The sequence below is a fragment of the Sunxiuqinia elliptica genome, from assembly GCF_900113005.1.
Taxonomy (GTDB): domain Bacteria; phylum Bacteroidota; class Bacteroidia; order Bacteroidales; family Prolixibacteraceae; genus Sunxiuqinia; species Sunxiuqinia elliptica.
In genome coordinates, this window is the sequence record NZ_FONW01000001.1 from 484,004 (window position 1) to 500,273 (window position 16,270).

The window sequence follows — 16,270 nt, forward strand, 5'->3', positions numbered from 1 at the left end:
GGACAGATGACAAAGTCGCCTTAAAAAGAGGTTGGGGAAGCAAGCTTTTTGGGATGGGGAGTGGCAATTATTTTACAGCATGGCTTGCTCAAACTGGCGGGCATTTTGCCGCGAAACCGGAACAATGTCGGTGCAATTGGCCAGCGATAGGCGGTAGCCCAAAGCATTGCCTTTGCGGGAGGTAATTTGCTTGAGATTGACAACGAAAGCGCGGTGTGTCCGCATAAAATGGGGGATGGCTGCAAGCTGCGTTTCAATGTCGCTGATGGAATTCCGAATGCTGATAGCCACGGGGCCATCTGGCCTAATCAGGTGAAAAACGACGTAGTTCCCTTGAGACTCGGCAAACAGAAATTCGTGGGGGAAAAACTCCAGATGCTCCTTTTTGGCCTTCGACTCAATTTGGATCAGCGCCTCCTGGCTGTCCTTTACCTGATCCCGAAGCTCATAGCTTTGAAAGGTTTCCTGGGCAAAGGCATAGCGAATGTTGAACAAGGAGGGCAGGAGCACCGGAACCAACCCAATTAAAATGGCGCGGGAAAAGGAGTCGAAAAAGGTTGGCCAGTTCCATCGCGAGCTGGCGGGTTCCATGATAAAACCGGCAAAATACACGGACACGCCAATGCCCAAAAGGAGAAGAACCACAGCAAGAATTTCGGAGCTAACCGTCCAGTTGCCTTTGGGAGAAAAGCCATTGGTTCGCGCAATCGCACTGGCCACCAGCAGTTCGGCCAAGGCAATAAGGAAACAATAGGCCAGCACCGTCAGTTGAAAGCTGAGTAAGGCTGTTTCGTGTACCTGGAGTGGGCGATAGGCGACGATAAACACAAACAGCACCACCAAAAACAGCAAGGCCCCCCAAACGGGTTTCCGAATCAGCAGGTTTTGTGGAAAGGGCCGAACAAGCAATTCGTTAACAACTTGCTTCCCTCTTTTTACAGCACTTTGGGTTGACATTGGTTTCGTTTGTGATTGATGTTCCACGAATACCCTCCAAAGTTAAAACTTGTTGACAAGCCCATAAAGCCTAAGTTGCCTTTTTTTGGTGAAGATTTGGGATGATTAGAAGGGGAGGTGATGAAATGGAGAGTGAGTGAAAAGGTATGATATTGGGCATGTTTCTTTAGAATTTGGTTCATATTCGAATTTTGCAGGAATAAGGAGTGTTCTTTGTTTAGGCATCTTAAATCCCCATCCAATTTTTAGATCTTGTTTAAAAATCTGTTTAACTATGTTATTCCATATAGCTTTAGATTCATCAATGTTATTTATTGTTGATTGCTTGAATCCAGTATTTCTGTTTGAGTTAACTCTATCTTTTAATATTATTACAGGTCTTTCAAATCCATAATTATTGCCAGATTTTTTGCAAGGCACAAAGCTAAACATCCCATTTACTTGATTTTCATATGTTGCACCAAAATATAATCTTCTAGTTATTGGCAACTTATCTAAAAAGTTAATACAAATATCTTTGTACCCTTTACAAATTCTTGTATCGTTAATATTCTTAAAATCCTCTTTCGAGTAGAATTCGATCCAATCATCAACAACAAAAACAGTATCTACAATAAATAGTCGTTCCTTAGTTTTTGAATTTTGTTTATGCGAGCCAAAAAGTATTATTGATCCTTTCTCTAGCTTTGCTAATTGGGTTTGAATTCTTTCAGGATTCTTTTTGCTTTTCTTTCTTGTTTGCTGACATAAAAAGAATTTAAACGTTTTGCCAAAAACACATGGGTCTGTATTTTTCCTCCCTAGATTGCTATCCAACTTGGAGTAAAATAGTTCTCCATGTAGAAATTTTGGTAATCCCGTATAGTTTGATTTTATCCGAGATAAGTTAATATTTGTTTCAAGTTCTTTTTCAACAATTGAATTGGGTTCCCATTCACACCAGAAGTCAATATCTGATTCTTTTGGTGTATCATTCAGTGAGTCTAGAAGGAATCCGCTTTGCTTTACAAATTTTCGTTTATGACTTAGTTTATTCCACTGTTTGTTGGGAAAGATATCTCCATTTTTTGATTTAAAACCATGCTCCCAGCTTGGGTGCATAAATTGAATAAATTTCATTTTCTTTTTTTACTTCCCTGTACTTGAATGTTGTCTAGCTAAATGATAAAGTTCGAGGTAATGAGTTGTTCTTGACTTTTTGGTCGCCGGCTGTTCCTGCGCGACTTCATCGGGTGGTTAAGGATAATTGAATAAGGAGATGATGGTAGTAAAAAACTAATCTTCAATTATCTCATTTATCTTGTGTCTCTTTTCGATATTCAGAAAATAGGCTTGTAGCAATTTATATAGTTGCAATGTCTCCGAAGATCCCGAATGATAATTAAGAAAATCACCAATTAGAAAAACAGTTTTATTAATGTCATTTGTGTTAAGATTTATCAAGTCTTCTAAACACCTTTCATCTTCAATTACTATTGATTTTTTATAAAGATCAAATTGCTGGAGGAATGCAATTAGAGCTCTATGTCTTTTAAAATTATCTTTCATTTTTTTATCTGTTTTATTTTATTGACTTGTTCTTTAGCTAATCGATAGAATTGTGTGGCTGTGAGGGCAGCGAAGCGAAGCCTAGCATATGCCTTATGCTATGCGATATGAGAGGTTTATTTAGTTTTATTCGCAAAATTCTCCGTTTTCTGAATAACACCAATGTTTTCCTTCTTTTCTCATTGTACCAAATTCTATCTCAACTTTATGTACTATACTATTTGAGGAGTTTTGCCCTTCTAATTTTTCTGAGTTTAGAAAAAAGTCGCCGAAAATTGCATCACAGTAGAAACATCCATGAGATAAATAACTGTTCTTGACAGTTTTGCTGTATCTGTATTTTAGTTTCCCAATTTTTAAATGCTTGCCATTCTCTGTTTGTAAGAATTGTTTAACTGCTTCGTAGATTTTGGAGTTTTTATCAATGTCGTCATCATCCCACAATGATCCTATTACATAAAAGTCTCTATCGCAAGCTGTTCGTAAGTCTGGTTCAACAGTCCAAAGGTGTTGTGGCTTGTGGCATCTCCAACAACTTGTTTTGAAGAAAACGATATTTACATCTTGTTTGTGTTTTAGTTTTATGTGCTCACAGAATTTGATTTTCCGTTTTAGCAAGTTGTCAACCAAAGATTTTAGAGGAAGTTGTGTTTGACTTAATTGTGCCGTAATGTTTGAATCTTCGTCTTTGAATATTTTAAATGCAGGAATTTCGTTGTTAGCTATAAGTGTATGACTATACTTTCTTAGCTCTTTAGGTGCTGTTCTAAAGAACCAACAACCGCGCACATTTGATTCTCTATATCTATCTTGTCGAAATTTAGTTTCTTCAAAGGTTTGTTTGCTCCATTGTACTTCGAATGCAATTCGTTTTTCATTTTGAATAGCTAATACATCGGCTCTCCAATTTGTTTCTGAATATTCAGGAATTGCTTTCCATCCATTTATTTTACAGGCTTTTATAATTTCAATTTTAGCTTTCAAATGTTCTGGGGATTCAGGTTTCCAATCGCAGGTTTTATTTGATTTAGAATGGACAAAATGTTTTAATCCTTTTCTACTTTTCCTTAAGAAACCTTCTTGTTTACAACATGGTAAGATCAAAGAAGTCTCTTGGGTTTTTATTCGTCTTTTTATGTCATCCCATTGTTCATCTGTTTGCTCAATGGAGATGATTTCTTCGTTGTCGATGAATGCTCTTAAAGGCATTTTTTCAATTTTCTTAGTTCTTATTTTGCCATCTGGACAAATGGCAGTGTTCTATTTCGCTTATGAAAATCAAATGCTATTGATGTCTCGACTGTGTTTACTTAAGATATGCTTGGCAGATTTTTGATTATAGTAAGAAATGCCTTTCTAGGGTACATCTATTTTTATCATTTGTTCATTTAACCGCCTAATTTAGCAAAAACAAACTGACCATAAGATACTTTTTTAATGTTTTGAGGCAGCTGTGTAGGATTCTGTTTCGTTTTCAGGTGTGGTCGTTTGGGGGATGTCGAGCCAGGGTATAGAATGGCGCGGCAGCATCTGGCTAAAAACTGCTGCGGGGAAGGAGAGATTGGCGGCGGATGGCTTTAAACTGCCAAAGGAATGGTCAACTGACCCACCGGACGCACTTAATTTGCCAAAGGATGGGGTAAATAGGCCGACGAACTTATTTAATTTGCCAAAGGACGGCTCAACTAGGCCGACGGATTCACTTAAACACCCCAAAGGGCGCCTTAATTTGCTGCCAGACGATTTTAAATTGCCCACGGGATTCCTTAAACTCGTAATGGACACCAGAAACTGCTGCGGGGACGGTCAATTGCTGGCGTGGAGCACAAAAACGGGGCTGTGGGCGGTCATTTTTCGTTGTGACGGGGAGAAATAGCTCAATGGAGGCTCCCGGTTCGCTGTGGAGTCCAAAAATTGTGCAGTGGCGGGTCAGCGGTTCCCGTGGCGTTGAAAAATCACTCAGGGGATGGTCATTTCCCATCGTGGAGGGATGATTAGGCCAATGGACACTCAAGGAGCGCTGTGGAGGGTTAAACCTTCCGCGGGGCCGCTAAAATCAAGGGGTTGAGGAACGGGAGACCCAGGTACAATCGAATCGCAGGCCGATTCCGAAACAAGTTCGGAAAGACGCGTACCGATTGTGTAGTAGCTATAGCAACCCAAGTCACATTCCCTATGCTGCCGCGCGATTCCATCGCGTGGTATTTCTGCAACTAACGAAAACGAATTTTCCATTTCAGCAAAGGAGAACAAGTGTTGGCCGGAAACCTGAAGCTGAAATCAAAAATCCCCAGGGCGCAGTGCCCCAGGGATTCTTGAATTTGTTGTCGATCAGGTCTTCTAACCGCCTATTCTTCGGTTGTGGTGGTGGTGAAATTAACGCGGCCGATTTCTTTTAGCTTGCCGTTTTTCACATAGCAATAGGGGTGATGGGTGCCAGCTTCTGTCGGAATCCATTTGTTCTTGGCCACTCCCAGGGCCGTCATGGTGATGGGGTGCTCCCAGTGGCCTCCGCCATCCGAAACCCATTCGACAAACATCACTGCTGCCGTGCGATTCCATCGTGTGGTATCTTAGGAAAACAAATCGGGAAAACTGCTCGGCACATGCTTGCTTTAGCCCCGTTGGGGCAAAGGGAAGGGCAGAGGGCATGGGGCAAAGAGCAGAGTGTGTAGACGAAAATGGGATGGGAGATTGCATCACTTCGTTCGCAATGATGCTCAACCTAAAAACACTTTTTTTAACCGCCGGAAACCTGAGAATGGAAATTAAAAATCCCTAGGGCGCAGTGCCCCAGGGATTCTTGAATTTGTTGTCGATCAGGTCTTCTAACCGCCTATTCTTCGGTTGTGGTGGTGGTGAAATTAACGCGGCCGATTTCTTTTAGCTTGCCGTTTTTCACATAGCAATAGGGGTGATGGGTGCCAGCTTCCGTCGGAATCCATTTGTTCTTGGCAACTCCCAGTGCCGTCATGGTGATGGGGTGCTCCCAGTGGCCTCCGCCATCCGAAACCCATTCGACAAACATCATGGGAGCGGGGAGGGTCCAGCTGTCTTTTACTTCTACCTCTACCTCCTTGGCTTGCCCAACAATGGTGTTGCCAAAGTCAGTTCCGGTTTTATCGGACAGCGATTTTGGGGTATGCCAAATTGGGATGCTCGGCAGCAACGGAAGGGTCGGAATATCGAGATGTTTGTTTAGCACGCCAAACGCATCGAGCCAAACGCCACCGCCAGCGCCTATCTTGGTGGACAGCTTCCCGCCCCAGCCAATGTAGGCTTGTGGATCTTTGGAGTCTTTCAGGCTCAGGCTTACGCCACCGCCCACATTAAAATCAAATTCAGTGCCAATAGCCAGGTTAATCTCGGGGCCAGCCCCGCGGTAAATGCTAAAGCCCATGGTTGGCTTGAGGGTGTACACTTGTTTTAGCGAAGCCATCGCTTCTAGTTTTAACGGATGAACGTGTTGCTCAACCACATGCCCTTGCTGGTAGTCGTGGCGGGAGCTCCAGTGGGGAATCAGGTACTCTTCGTAAATTGTTCCGCCAACCATTACCCTGGGGATGTTGTACTTAACGGTATAACCGGTGCCCACTTTGGCTTTGCCTTCAACCGAAATATCCACACCCAGATCCAAGGCAAACTCAACGCCGATGAGCACCGGAATTGTCCCAACCGGGAATTCAAATTGTAAGGTGATTGGAAGCAATAAAGGGTCGGTTTCATGAACCAACGGAAGCTTACCATCAATTACGGCAGCTACATCAAACCAAGCTTCAATGTCCATGTCTTCAGCAATAAAATCCAATTTGGCGCCAACATAATAGGGTGGCTTGATCTTCGAGCCCCAAGGGGTGTGGTGGTATTTCTTTTCGGTTGATACCTTGGCTTTCAGGTCGGAGTACCACGAAAAACCAAAATCTTCTAAAACGAGCTCAACCGGGCCAACAGCGAGAATGGTTTTGTTGGTGTTGAATTGGTGCTCAAAGCCTACTTTGTTGCTGCTTCTGGCCGACTTGGTAGTTAGCAGGGGAATGTTCTTTTCGACTGAGAAAATGACCTGTTCTGTATCGCCTACAATCATGCGTATTTCGCAGGGATGGATGCCTTGGTCGTCATCGGTAAGTGCCTTGGAAAGGGCATTACCTTTTAAGTTGCCCATGCTGCCCGATTTCAATTGCTGGTTGCTAAAATCGGGGCTGAAATCAAGCGAAAGCTTGGCATTATCGAATACATCCAGAAGGTTACCATCTTCGGTTTGCAAAATGTATTCGCCATTGGATTGTTCAACATGGCTAATCCGGCGAAGCAACACATCCTGCTCGCGGTCGATATGCAATACCAGACCGGTGTCGAGTTCTACCTCGAGGGTGCTGGCATCAACTTTTAAAACTTGAGAAGCCTCGTCGTACCAAATGCCGGCTTGACCTCCAGAGTGGGTGAGTTCTCGGTCATCTAAAATGACCAGGTCGTTGTTAATTTTCAGGCGCTCGCCTTTGTCGTAAAAAGGTTCGGGGTCTTCGTAAATAATTTCTTCTTTGCAGGAGACCGAAAGAATGGTCAGCAAAAGCAACAGGATGGCTAAAGGTGATTGGGTGTATTTTTTCATCTTGGGCTTGTTTTAAGTAAGGAAAGTCTAAAGGTTGGTGTTTGCAATTTTAACCAGAACTTGCGATTTCTGGCCGATTTTCAGGGGTTCAGCGGTGGCGGCAATGTCTGCCAGGTTGTTCAGCTCGTCTTGCTCAACAAAAAAGTAGTACCGCTGCTCTTCCAGCTCTTCAAAAAGGGCTTGGCCTTTGGAGTCGGTTTGAAGCGATTGAACGACATTGGAGTGGGTTTCCCAATCGTCCTGAGTAGTGTAGAGCGAGATGGTGGCTCCCTCGACAAAAACCAGATTGTCTTTGACGATGGTAAACTCCAGCTGTGGGGCCGATTCAACATATTCGGTTTCTTTACAGCCGAATTGAAGAGCGACCAATGCGAGTAATAGGGTAATTCCTAGTTTTTTCATGGATACTTCTGTTTGGTTTTGTGGTGAAGATACGGCAAGTGGTTTTTGTGCGATTTACCATATGGTAAAAAATGAGGATTCAAGCCAGTTTCCTGCTTTGGGAGACCGCAACTTGATACCTTTTTATCAGCCAGAGGGCTTTTTATTGACAAAAAATTGCTTGGGATAAAGAAATCTAAAGCCAGAAAAAGTAAATTTGTTTAGGAATATCTCCATCGAAGAGAGAAACGCTAACCGATAGAATGATTATGGAGCCACTTAGCCAAGAACACTGTTCCTTTTACTGTGACCAACTTCACTCGTTTATCAATGCAACCAGCCCAATTTCCGATGAATCATGGGAGCGACTCTGCGCAATCATGAAGTTTTGGCGGGTGGAGAAGGGGGAACCCCTGCTGGATTATATGGGCGTTGAAACGGCGGTTCGGTTTTTGGGAAAAGGAATTGTTAAGTGTGAAGATTACTACAATGAAAAGTCGTTTGTGTATGATTTCCGGGTGGCCCCCATTGTGCTGTCCGAAACGGTTTCGTTCCTGAACAATACCCGTTCTCATATTTCGCTGGAAACACTCACCGAGTGCGAAATGATTGAATTGCCCCGCGCACCTTTTCTCGACTTGATGTTTAAGCATATCGATCTGGCCCGCTTTTGTATGATTGGCGTGGTCAACTACCTGGGGATGATGCATCATCGGTTTGCTTTGATGCGTGCTTTGGATGCCGAACAACGCTACAAGCACTTTCTCCGCGAGTTTCCGGGGGTGGTGCTCAAAGCCAAGCTCGAAGATATTGCCTCCTACATTGGGGTGACCCAGCAAAGCCTGAGCCGGATTCGAAAGAATGTGACCTGGGAAACGAATGAAAAGGAGTTGGAAGCCTTGAGCAATGAGCTGGAAGTGGTACACGGGAAAGGCATTGAGATGTAAGTGCTTTGATTCGGAAGGAGGCCTTGCTCATGGTGAACAAAGGAATCGTCCCAAAGTGGCTTTGGGTTTCAGACGTTAAAATTGCTACCTTTCATCGCTCAAAAAAACGAAACAATGAACTTACCCAATATTACCCATACCAATGTCGATGTTTTTCTGAATCGGGAAGATATCATCCTGGAAACCATCGCTCAAATCATGAAAGACTTTGGCTTGTTTGGGGTGGAAATTCATTTTTCGGGACACATTGATGAGGCCTATCATGAGTTGCACCAGCAGCTGATTGAGCAGATCGATACCTTACTGATCAACAATTCGGACCTGCTGATGTCAATCCTGTACCAGGTGGATATCTCAGATCGCGATATTGCGCGTACACAGGCCGATTTTCCGCGTTACAACCAAGTGGAGGTGATTGCCCACCAGATTATCTTTCGCGACCTGAAAAAGGTCTTATTTCGCCGTTATTTTAGTGGTAAACGCTAAGGTTCTTGTCGCTGGCTTCATTTACTTCAATACATAAAAAATGATTCTCAAGAATCGCCAATGGAGGTGATTGTTTAACGAAGTCAGAGGATGTAGCACTAGATCGGCCTATTTTTATCAAGACTGGAATCAAAGTGAAAGCTTAGTGCAAACGAGAAGTTCCGACAAAGGAGGAAATCACTCGTTGAACTTAGCTTTTAGAAAGATGAAGATAAAAATCAGCCTTGAACTTTCTGTTTACTCTTTGTTTCAAGACAGCAGCGTAAGATCCGTCTGATAAGACTTTACAGATTTAGAATCTGTTGAACAACCAATAAAGAATGCCATTAATCCTCAGTCAATGAAGTGATTTTTATAAAAAAGCCGGGCAAAATCAATTACCCGGCTCTGGAAATAATAAACGTACAAGCTTATTTTGTACTCATTCCTACGAAATCTCTTTGTGACTTAACCAAATTGATTGAATGTAGGACGAGGTTTTTAGTCTCTTTAATCACGTTGAAAAACAACAGTGAATTACGGGTACTCACGTCTTTGGCTTTAATCCGCTTGATTTGTTTTTTCTCCAACTGAGTTAGCTTATCAGTCAGCGACTCTTTAAGGGCAAGCACCTCATCAAATTTCTCGAAGCGGTCATCCTTAACCATGTGCAAGATCAGGTTGAAGAACTCATCAACTTGAGCAATCAGCTCAGTCATTTCTTCCAACTGGATTTCAACGAATGGCTTGTGGTTGTTTTCCAAGTGCTTGTGAAGAGGCTCTACCAAGAAGCGCAGCGAGTGAGAAATCTCACGTTGGTAGTCCACAATCTGAACATAGCAGTGTCCACTTTCCATCGACTCTTGCTGCAGGGTTTGGATGGTAGTGAATACTTTGTCCTTGGCTTTCTTAACCTTCTTCTGGAATTTCTTATTCAAGCCCAATGATTCTTTCAGGTGTGAACGATCTTCCTTGATGAAGCTATCGATACTTACCGAATAAATCTGGTTGGCATTCATGATGGTGTTTAGCACTTGCTTTTTGGTTTTCTCCATAATTTGGTCTGAAACCTCCAGCTCTTCTTCCTCTTCTTCTTTTTCTTTCGCTTTTTTCTTGAAGACAAAGTAGGTGCGGCCAACCATGAAGATGGCTACCAGTACAAAGATGAAGATCATGAAATTACCGCTGATGGAAATAATCCAGGCGATGAAAGCGGCTACGGAGAACGCAACCAAGGCTGTCATAAACCAACCTCCAATAACGGTAAACACACCGGAGATTCGGTAAACAGCACTTTCACGATCCCAGGCGCGGTCGGCCAACGAGGTACCCATCGCAACCATGAACGTTACGTAGGTGGTTGAAAGTGGCAACTTCAAGGAAGTACCAATTGAAATCAGGATACTGGCAACAACCAGGTTTACGGAGGCTCTTATTTTATCGAAAGCAGGCTTATCTTTATCCTTGTATTTGTTCAGCTCCTCGGTGTTTGGTTCAAAACGGCTGTCAAAAGCACGAATAAAACCAGCGGGTACGATTTTCCGAAATCCTTTATTGATGGATATCGTTGTGCGAACCATGGTACGCGAGAAAGCCGATGACCCAAAGCGTTCGTCTCCCTCACTCTGGCGAGACAAATCGACAGTTGTTGCAACAACCGAACGGGCTTTTCTAGAGGTGATCAGGGTAATGATCATGATGAAACCAGCCACAACTAACATGTAGGTTGGTGTTGGCACTTTGCCACTCAACATGCCCATTTCAAAGCTGTCGGGCGAAACGGCTCCTCCAGCCATCCAGGCTTTAAACGATGAAAAACCGGCCAATGGAACTCCAATAAAGTTCACCAGGTCGTTTCCTGCAAAGGCCATGGCTAAACCAAAGGTTCCGACCAAAACAATTACCTTCGGAATGTCTATTTTGAAGATTAAGTACAGCAACTGCAAAATAACGGTCCACCCCACAAAACTAACCAGAAGAATGTTCAGGATGTTGTTTTTAAGGAAGTTTACAGTTTCTGCCGACATGAAAGAAGCTCCTTTGGCTCCTTTAATGATCATGAAATAGGTCATTCCTGCAATAGCCAGTCCACCAAAGGCAGAGCCAAAATATTTCAGGGTTTTGTGTGTTTTAAACGAAAAAATAAGCCGGGCAATATATTGTACCACGGCTCCAACAATAAAGGCAATAAATACCGAAAGCAAAATACCTGTAATAATCGCCAGGGCTTTTTCGGAATTTATGTACTTGTGCAATTCAGAGATAGACTGACCTGCCTGGTTTATTTTAACAACCGAAACGGCTACGGCAGCTCCGAGCAACTCGAAAACGATCGAAACCGTTGTTGAGGTCGGTAAGCCGAGCGTGTTGAATAAATCGAGCAGAATCACATCGGTAATCATTACAGCCATAAAAATGACCATAATCTCCGCGAAGAAGAACATATCTGGGTGGAAAATACCTTTTCGGGCAACTTCCATCATGCCACTCGAGAAGGTGGCTCCAACAAGAACTCCAATACTGGCGACTCCAAAGATGACCCACTTGGGCGCTGCTTTCGATCCAATTGCAGAGTTGAGAAAATTTACGGCATCATTACTCACTCCAACAACCAAGTCAGAAATTGCCAGTGCGAAGAGAACGATAACAAGGATTAGATAAAATTGTTCCATTTTTTGGGTATAAAGATTGACGGGGGCAAAAATAATTTTAATGATTTATCTAGAAGTGTATTTGTGTTAATAAAATGTTAACGAACCGTCAAATTACTATTAATGAGTAAACAAGCAAATTTTTGTTTTAAATTAGCCGCTAAACTAAAGCGTGTATGAAGACTTATTCTCCCCGAAAGTTAGCACTTTATTTGTCGCTAACACTCACTTTTTTTGCTGCATTATTGGTAATAGTGCTTTCATTCATAAGTTTTTCTGGTTGGCTTTATCTCTTACTGAGCTTACTGTATTTTGGTTTCACTTACCTGGCAATTGCTTTCATTATGCGCCGGTATGTTGATTACAAAGTAGAGCCGATTTATAAAATAATTCGGAAAATGCCGGTTCAGGGAAAAGAAATCAAACGTCGAGAAGATTCATCGGATTTAATTTCATCGGCACGTATGGAAGTAGAAGAGTGGGCCAAAAACCAAACCAAAGAAATCACCCGTTTGAAAGATTTGGAACGTTATCGAAAAGAGTTTGTGGGGAACGTTTCACACGAGTTGAAAACGCCGATCTTTAATATCCAAGGGTATATTCTTACACTTTTGGAAGGCGGAATTGATGACCCGAAAGTGAATAAGCTGTACCTGAAGCGGACCGAGAAAAGCATCGACCGCATGATTTCTATTGTGGAAGATTTGGAATCAATCACCAAGCTGGAGTCGGGCGAGTTGAAGTTGAAGTATGAAAGTTTCGACTTGGTTCGTTTGGTGGATGATGTGATTGAGATGGAACAGATGATGGCCTCTGAACGGAAAATTCAGCTGCAATTTAATCGTCCGGAAAAGCCAGTGAAAGTGTTGGCCGATAAAAAACGGATTATGGAGGTGATGACCAACTTGGTGGTGAACGGCATTAAGTATGGTAAACGCAAAGGATTCGTGAAAATCTCGTTCTATGACTTAAAAGATAACCTGATGGTCGAGGTCGCTGACAACGGATTGGGAATCGATAGCAAACATTTGGCACGGATTTTTGAACGTTTCTACCGGGCAGATAAATCCCGCTCGAGAGAGCAGGGGGGAACTGGCTTGGGCTTATCCATTGTAAAACACATCATTGAGGCTCATGAGCAAACAATCAATGTGAAATCGGCCGTTGACGAAGGAACAACTTTTACCTTCACCCTTGAAAAAGCAAAATGAAAGTCGTAATTTTCGTAGATTTTCAAGCTTAAAAAATATTTAACATTCTATTTACGCAGTAGTTCTACATTAGCAGCGGTTAACAATACCAAACTATGAGTGATACAAAGTATAAAATTTTATTGGTCGACGACGAGGTCGATATTTTGGAATTCATCAGTTATAACCTGGAGAAAGAAGGCTACAAGGTTTATACCGCCCAAAATGGGTTGGAAGCCATAAAGCTCGCCGAGAAGAAAACTCCGGACTTAATTATTTTGGACGTGATGATGCCTGAAATGGACGGAATCGCAGCTTGCGAAGAAATTCGTAAGATCCCGACACTTCCCAATGTGGTTATCGCCTTTTTAACAGCGCGTGGTGAAGATTATTCGCAGATTGCTGGTTTTGAGGCAGGTGCCGATGATTACATCACCAAGCCTATTCGCCCAAAGGTATTGGTTAGCCGGGTGAAAGCCCTGTTAAAACGTACGGGAGGAGGCGTTGCTACCGAGCAAACCGTTGAAAACTCAAGTATCATTACGATCGGCAACCTGGTGATTGACAAGGAGCGATACCTGATTAATACGAATGGGCAGGAGATGATTCTTCCACGTAAGGAGTTTGAATTGTTGTCTTTATTGGTTTCCAAGCCCGGCAAGGTGTTTACCCGCGAAGAAATTTATTATTCGGTATGGGGTGACAACGTGGTTGTTGGCGATCGGACGATTGATGTACACATTCGGAAACTTCGTGAAAAGATCGGAAACGAGCATATTAAAACACTAAAAGGCATTGGATACAAGTTTGTAGAGTAAGCCTGATTAATCCCTTTCTAACAAGGGATTTTTTATTTCTTTCCTTACCTTTGTTTAAAAGCACAAAAGGAAATGAAGTCAAAATACCTCTTAATCTTGTTTGTTGTCGCGCTTGCAGCTTGTAAATCAAAAGAAAGCAAGGAAGAACTGCAAGTGGAAGTTGCTCCACAGGATACCGTTCAGCAAGTTGTTATGCCTGAGCCAAAGCCCGAGGAACCAACCGTTGAAATTGATATGGGAGTCAACCTTGATGATAAATTCTTTTTGGTTGTTGATTCCTATACCGTGAAAGAATTTGCTGAAAGCTGGAACAAAAAGTACCAGAAGATGGGCTATAATTCTGCGGTAATCATGCGCAATGAAGACGGATACTACCGGGTTGCCGTTCAGTCATTCAATGACTTTGAAATGGCAAAGAACGCCTTAGATGTTCTTCGTCAGGAAGAAGATTTCTCGAATGCTTGGGTAATGGTTATAGATAAATAATCACCAGGTAATTGATCGTAAATCCTGCAAAGAACCCTGCGTAGATCTGTAGTGGATTGTGTTTCTGCAACAACAATCGTGAGCTGCCAAGTAGGCCAGCTACAATGATCAACGCCCCTAAAAGCGCCGAGCTATTTATTCCTAAGCGAAAAGATAGGGCGAGTACTGCTCCTATAAGTCCTCCAATTCCGGCCATGTGGTTGCTTATTTTCCACTTCATGGATATCAGAAGGAGTAAGATAATAATCAGGATCGTTGATAGCAGGAAGATGCGATAAATGGGGTAGATCTGGATCTTGCCAAGGTAGAAGTAGCCCAGATAATAATAAACTGCCGTAAATAGCAACGGAATCACTCGGTCGGTGCTTTTCTCCATGCTTGAATCAAAGCGTTTATTGAACGAAAGCAATCCCAAACTTAAGAGGGGCAACAAGAACGTACTTAGAAAGACGATCAAAAAGAGCACCTTTTTGGCGGTTGGGTTCATCATGGAAAAGTAAAATCCAGAGTTCATCAACAACAAAAAGCCAAGGCTTGGAATGAGCAGGGGATGAAAAACAATGGAAAAAAACCGGGCAATAAAGTGCTTAAAATTCATTCGTTCAAAATTTAATAATTACCGGTTAATGAGTTAATTAAAAAAAATTGAACTCATGGAACCGCTTCGCTCTCGCACAATTTTTTTAATCATACTCCTTTGTGATCTAATGATGAATAAAATCATGCTCGTTTCATCTGTTTATTTCGTTTGCATTTGCTGCCAGGTGGAGCCTATAGTTCTTTTCGTAATCGAGCAACCGGAATGCCAAGCTGTTCCCGGTATTTTGCCACCGTACGCCGCGCAATAGGATAAGACTTTTCTTTTAAAATGGCAGCCAGTTTATCATCAGTCAATGGCTTGCGCTTGTCCTCCTTATCAATGCAATCCTGCAATATTTTCTTGATTTCGCGGGTTGAAACTTCTTCGCCGGTATCTTTCTGCATACCTTCTGAAAAGAAGTACTTTAGCGGATAAATACCGAAATGCGTTTGGATATACTTGCTATTTGAAACCCTGGAAATGGTTGAGATGTCCAGGCCTGTGCGATCAGCAATATCTTTCAAAATCATGGGCCGCATCCTGGTTTCATCCCCCTCCTTGAAATACTCTTTCTGAAAATCAATAATCTCCGACATCGTTAGCAAAAGCGTTTGTTGGCGTTGCCGAATGGCGTCAATAAACCACTTGGCCGAATCCAGCTTCTGCTTGACAAACTGAACCGCATCTTTTTGGCTTTTCGAAGCATTCTTTCTATTGTCAGAATAGCCTCGCAGCATGTCCATGTAGGTGCTGTTCATTCGTAGGTCGGGAACATTTCGCTGGTTGAGCGAAAGAATCAACTCTCCATCGACATTATCAAGGGTAAAATCCGGGATAATGACTTGGTTGGAGCGGTTGTGCGGGTTGTTGGCTGAGCCTCCGGGTTTAGGGTTCAATTTGAGGATTTCGGCCAATGCATCTTTGAGTTGTTCCTCAGTAATGCCGTATTTATTGATGATTTTGTCGTAATGCTTCTTGGTGAATTCATCAAAGCTGTTTTCAAGGATTTTCGAAGCCAAAATAGAGGATTCGGTGCCTTTCTTACGCTGAATCTGTAGAAGCAGACATTCCTGTAAGGTTTGAGCACCAACGCCTGCCGGATCAAAATCCTGAATGACTTCCAGAATCTCAAGCAACTCCTTTTCGCTGACATTCATATTTAGGGTGAAAGCCAGGTCATCGCTGATGGAAAGCAAATCGCGACGTAAATAGCCATCCTCATCGATGTTTCCAATGATGTATTCGGCTAATAACTTTTGCTGATCCGATAATTCAGTCAATCCCAACTGCTCGGTAAGCGATTCATAAAAACTGGTTCCTGAACTATAGGGAATATCAACCTGTTTGTCGTCTTTTGAATAGTTGTTGGCGTTTAATTTATAACTGGGGACATCATCTTCATCCATGTAGTCTTCCAGCGAAAACTCATCGCTTTCATTGTCACTACTATCACTATCATCTCCCTGGTCTATTGGTCCGTCATCTATCATTTCGAGAACCGGGTTTTCTTCCAGTTCCTTTTTTATGCGCTGTTCGAGCTGAATAGTAGGGATCTCCAAAAGCTTAATCACCTGAATTTGCTGTGGTGAAAGCTTCTGTAGCAGTTTCTGTTGTAAACTTAGTTTTTGAGAGGGCATA

14 protein-coding genes are annotated in these 16,270 nt (G+C 42.6%); 5 read left to right on the forward strand and 9 right to left on the reverse strand.

Translation table 11 applies throughout. The features are described from left to right. Window positions 1-72: 72 nt before the first annotated feature. The 6 genes from BM156_RS01905 to BM156_RS01945 form a co-directional block, all read right to left on the reverse strand. On the reverse strand, window positions 73-957 hold the full coding sequence (locus BM156_RS01905) for a LytR/AlgR family response regulator transcription factor (protein ID WP_093918127.1): 885 nt from the start codon (window positions 955-957) through the stop codon (window positions 73-75). 105 nt (window positions 958-1,062) lie between these two features. After that, window positions 1,063-2,076, reverse strand: coding sequence for a hypothetical protein (locus BM156_RS01910; RefSeq protein WP_093918128.1), 1,014 nt, complete (start codon window positions 2,074-2,076; stop codon window positions 1,063-1,065). A gap of 555 nt (window positions 2,077-2,631) precedes the next feature. Further along, window positions 2,632-3,714 carry a competence protein CoiA gene (locus tag BM156_RS01920; protein WP_139218182.1) on the reverse strand — a complete coding sequence of 361 codons (1,083 nt, stop codon included), beginning with the start codon at window positions 3,712-3,714 and terminating at the stop codon, window positions 2,632-2,634. Window positions 3,715-4,853: 1,139 nt separating this feature from the next. Next, a complete protein-coding gene (locus tag BM156_RS20635; RefSeq protein ID WP_170846822.1) occupies window positions 4,854-5,048 on the reverse strand; it encodes a hypothetical protein in 195 nt (64 codons plus the stop codon). Window positions 5,049-5,341: 293 nt separating this feature from the next. Beyond that, window positions 5,342-7,114 (reverse strand): hypothetical protein, encoded by a 1,773-nt coding sequence (locus tag BM156_RS01940; protein ID WP_093918133.1) that lies wholly within the window; start codon window positions 7,112-7,114, stop codon window positions 5,342-5,344. A 27-nt stretch (window positions 7,115-7,141) separates the two neighbouring features. Further along, the gene (locus tag BM156_RS01945; protein ID WP_093918134.1) at window positions 7,142-7,516 is read right to left on the reverse strand and encodes a SpaA isopeptide-forming pilin-related protein; all 375 of its coding nucleotides are present in this window, start codon (window positions 7,514-7,516) and stop codon (window positions 7,142-7,144) included. A gap of 248 nt (window positions 7,517-7,764) precedes the next feature. Here BM156_RS01945 and BM156_RS01950 point away from each other — a divergent pair, with 248 nt between their 5' ends. Continuing rightward, complete coding sequence (locus BM156_RS01950; protein ID WP_133465153.1) at window positions 7,765-8,442, forward strand: Crp/Fnr family transcriptional regulator; 678 nt, start codon at window positions 7,765-7,767, stop codon at window positions 8,440-8,442. A gap of 114 nt (window positions 8,443-8,556) precedes the next feature. Continuing rightward, complete coding sequence (locus tag BM156_RS01955) at window positions 8,557-8,928, forward strand: hypothetical protein (RefSeq protein WP_093918136.1); 372 nt, start codon at window positions 8,557-8,559, stop codon at window positions 8,926-8,928. Between the two features lie 410 nt (window positions 8,929-9,338). Here BM156_RS01955 and BM156_RS01960 read toward each other — a convergent pair whose 3' ends face one another. After that, complete coding sequence (locus BM156_RS01960; RefSeq protein ID WP_093918137.1) at window positions 9,339-11,579, reverse strand: inorganic phosphate transporter; 2,241 nt, start codon at window positions 11,577-11,579, stop codon at window positions 9,339-9,341. A gap of 155 nt (window positions 11,580-11,734) precedes the next feature. Here BM156_RS01960 and BM156_RS01965 point away from each other — a divergent pair, with 155 nt between their 5' ends. From BM156_RS01965 to BM156_RS01975, 3 genes are all read left to right on the forward strand, one after another. Continuing rightward, window positions 11,735-12,769, forward strand: a complete 1,035-nt coding sequence (locus BM156_RS01965) for a sensor histidine kinase (protein WP_093918138.1) — start codon at window positions 11,735-11,737, stop codon at window positions 12,767-12,769. A gap of 95 nt (window positions 12,770-12,864) precedes the next feature. Further along, complete coding sequence (locus BM156_RS01970; RefSeq protein ID WP_093918139.1) at window positions 12,865-13,566, forward strand: response regulator transcription factor; 702 nt, start codon at window positions 12,865-12,867, stop codon at window positions 13,564-13,566. Window positions 13,567-13,638: 72 nt separating this feature from the next. Next, window positions 13,639-14,052, forward strand: coding sequence for an SPOR domain-containing protein (locus BM156_RS01975; RefSeq protein WP_093918140.1), 414 nt, complete (start codon window positions 13,639-13,641; stop codon window positions 14,050-14,052). Here BM156_RS01975 and BM156_RS01980 read toward each other — a convergent pair. Next, window positions 14,039-14,650: a hypothetical protein gene (locus BM156_RS01980; protein ID WP_093918141.1), complete on the reverse strand. Its 612-nt coding sequence runs from the start codon at window positions 14,648-14,650 to the stop codon at window positions 14,039-14,041. The two genes, BM156_RS01975 and BM156_RS01980, sit on opposite strands and share 14 nt — an antisense overlap. Window positions 14,651-14,823: 173 nt before the next feature. Further along, window positions 14,824-16,269: an RNA polymerase factor sigma-54 gene (gene rpoN / locus BM156_RS01985; protein WP_093918142.1), complete on the reverse strand. Its 1,446-nt coding sequence runs from the start codon at window positions 16,267-16,269 to the stop codon at window positions 14,824-14,826. Window position 16,270 lies beyond the last annotated feature (1 nt).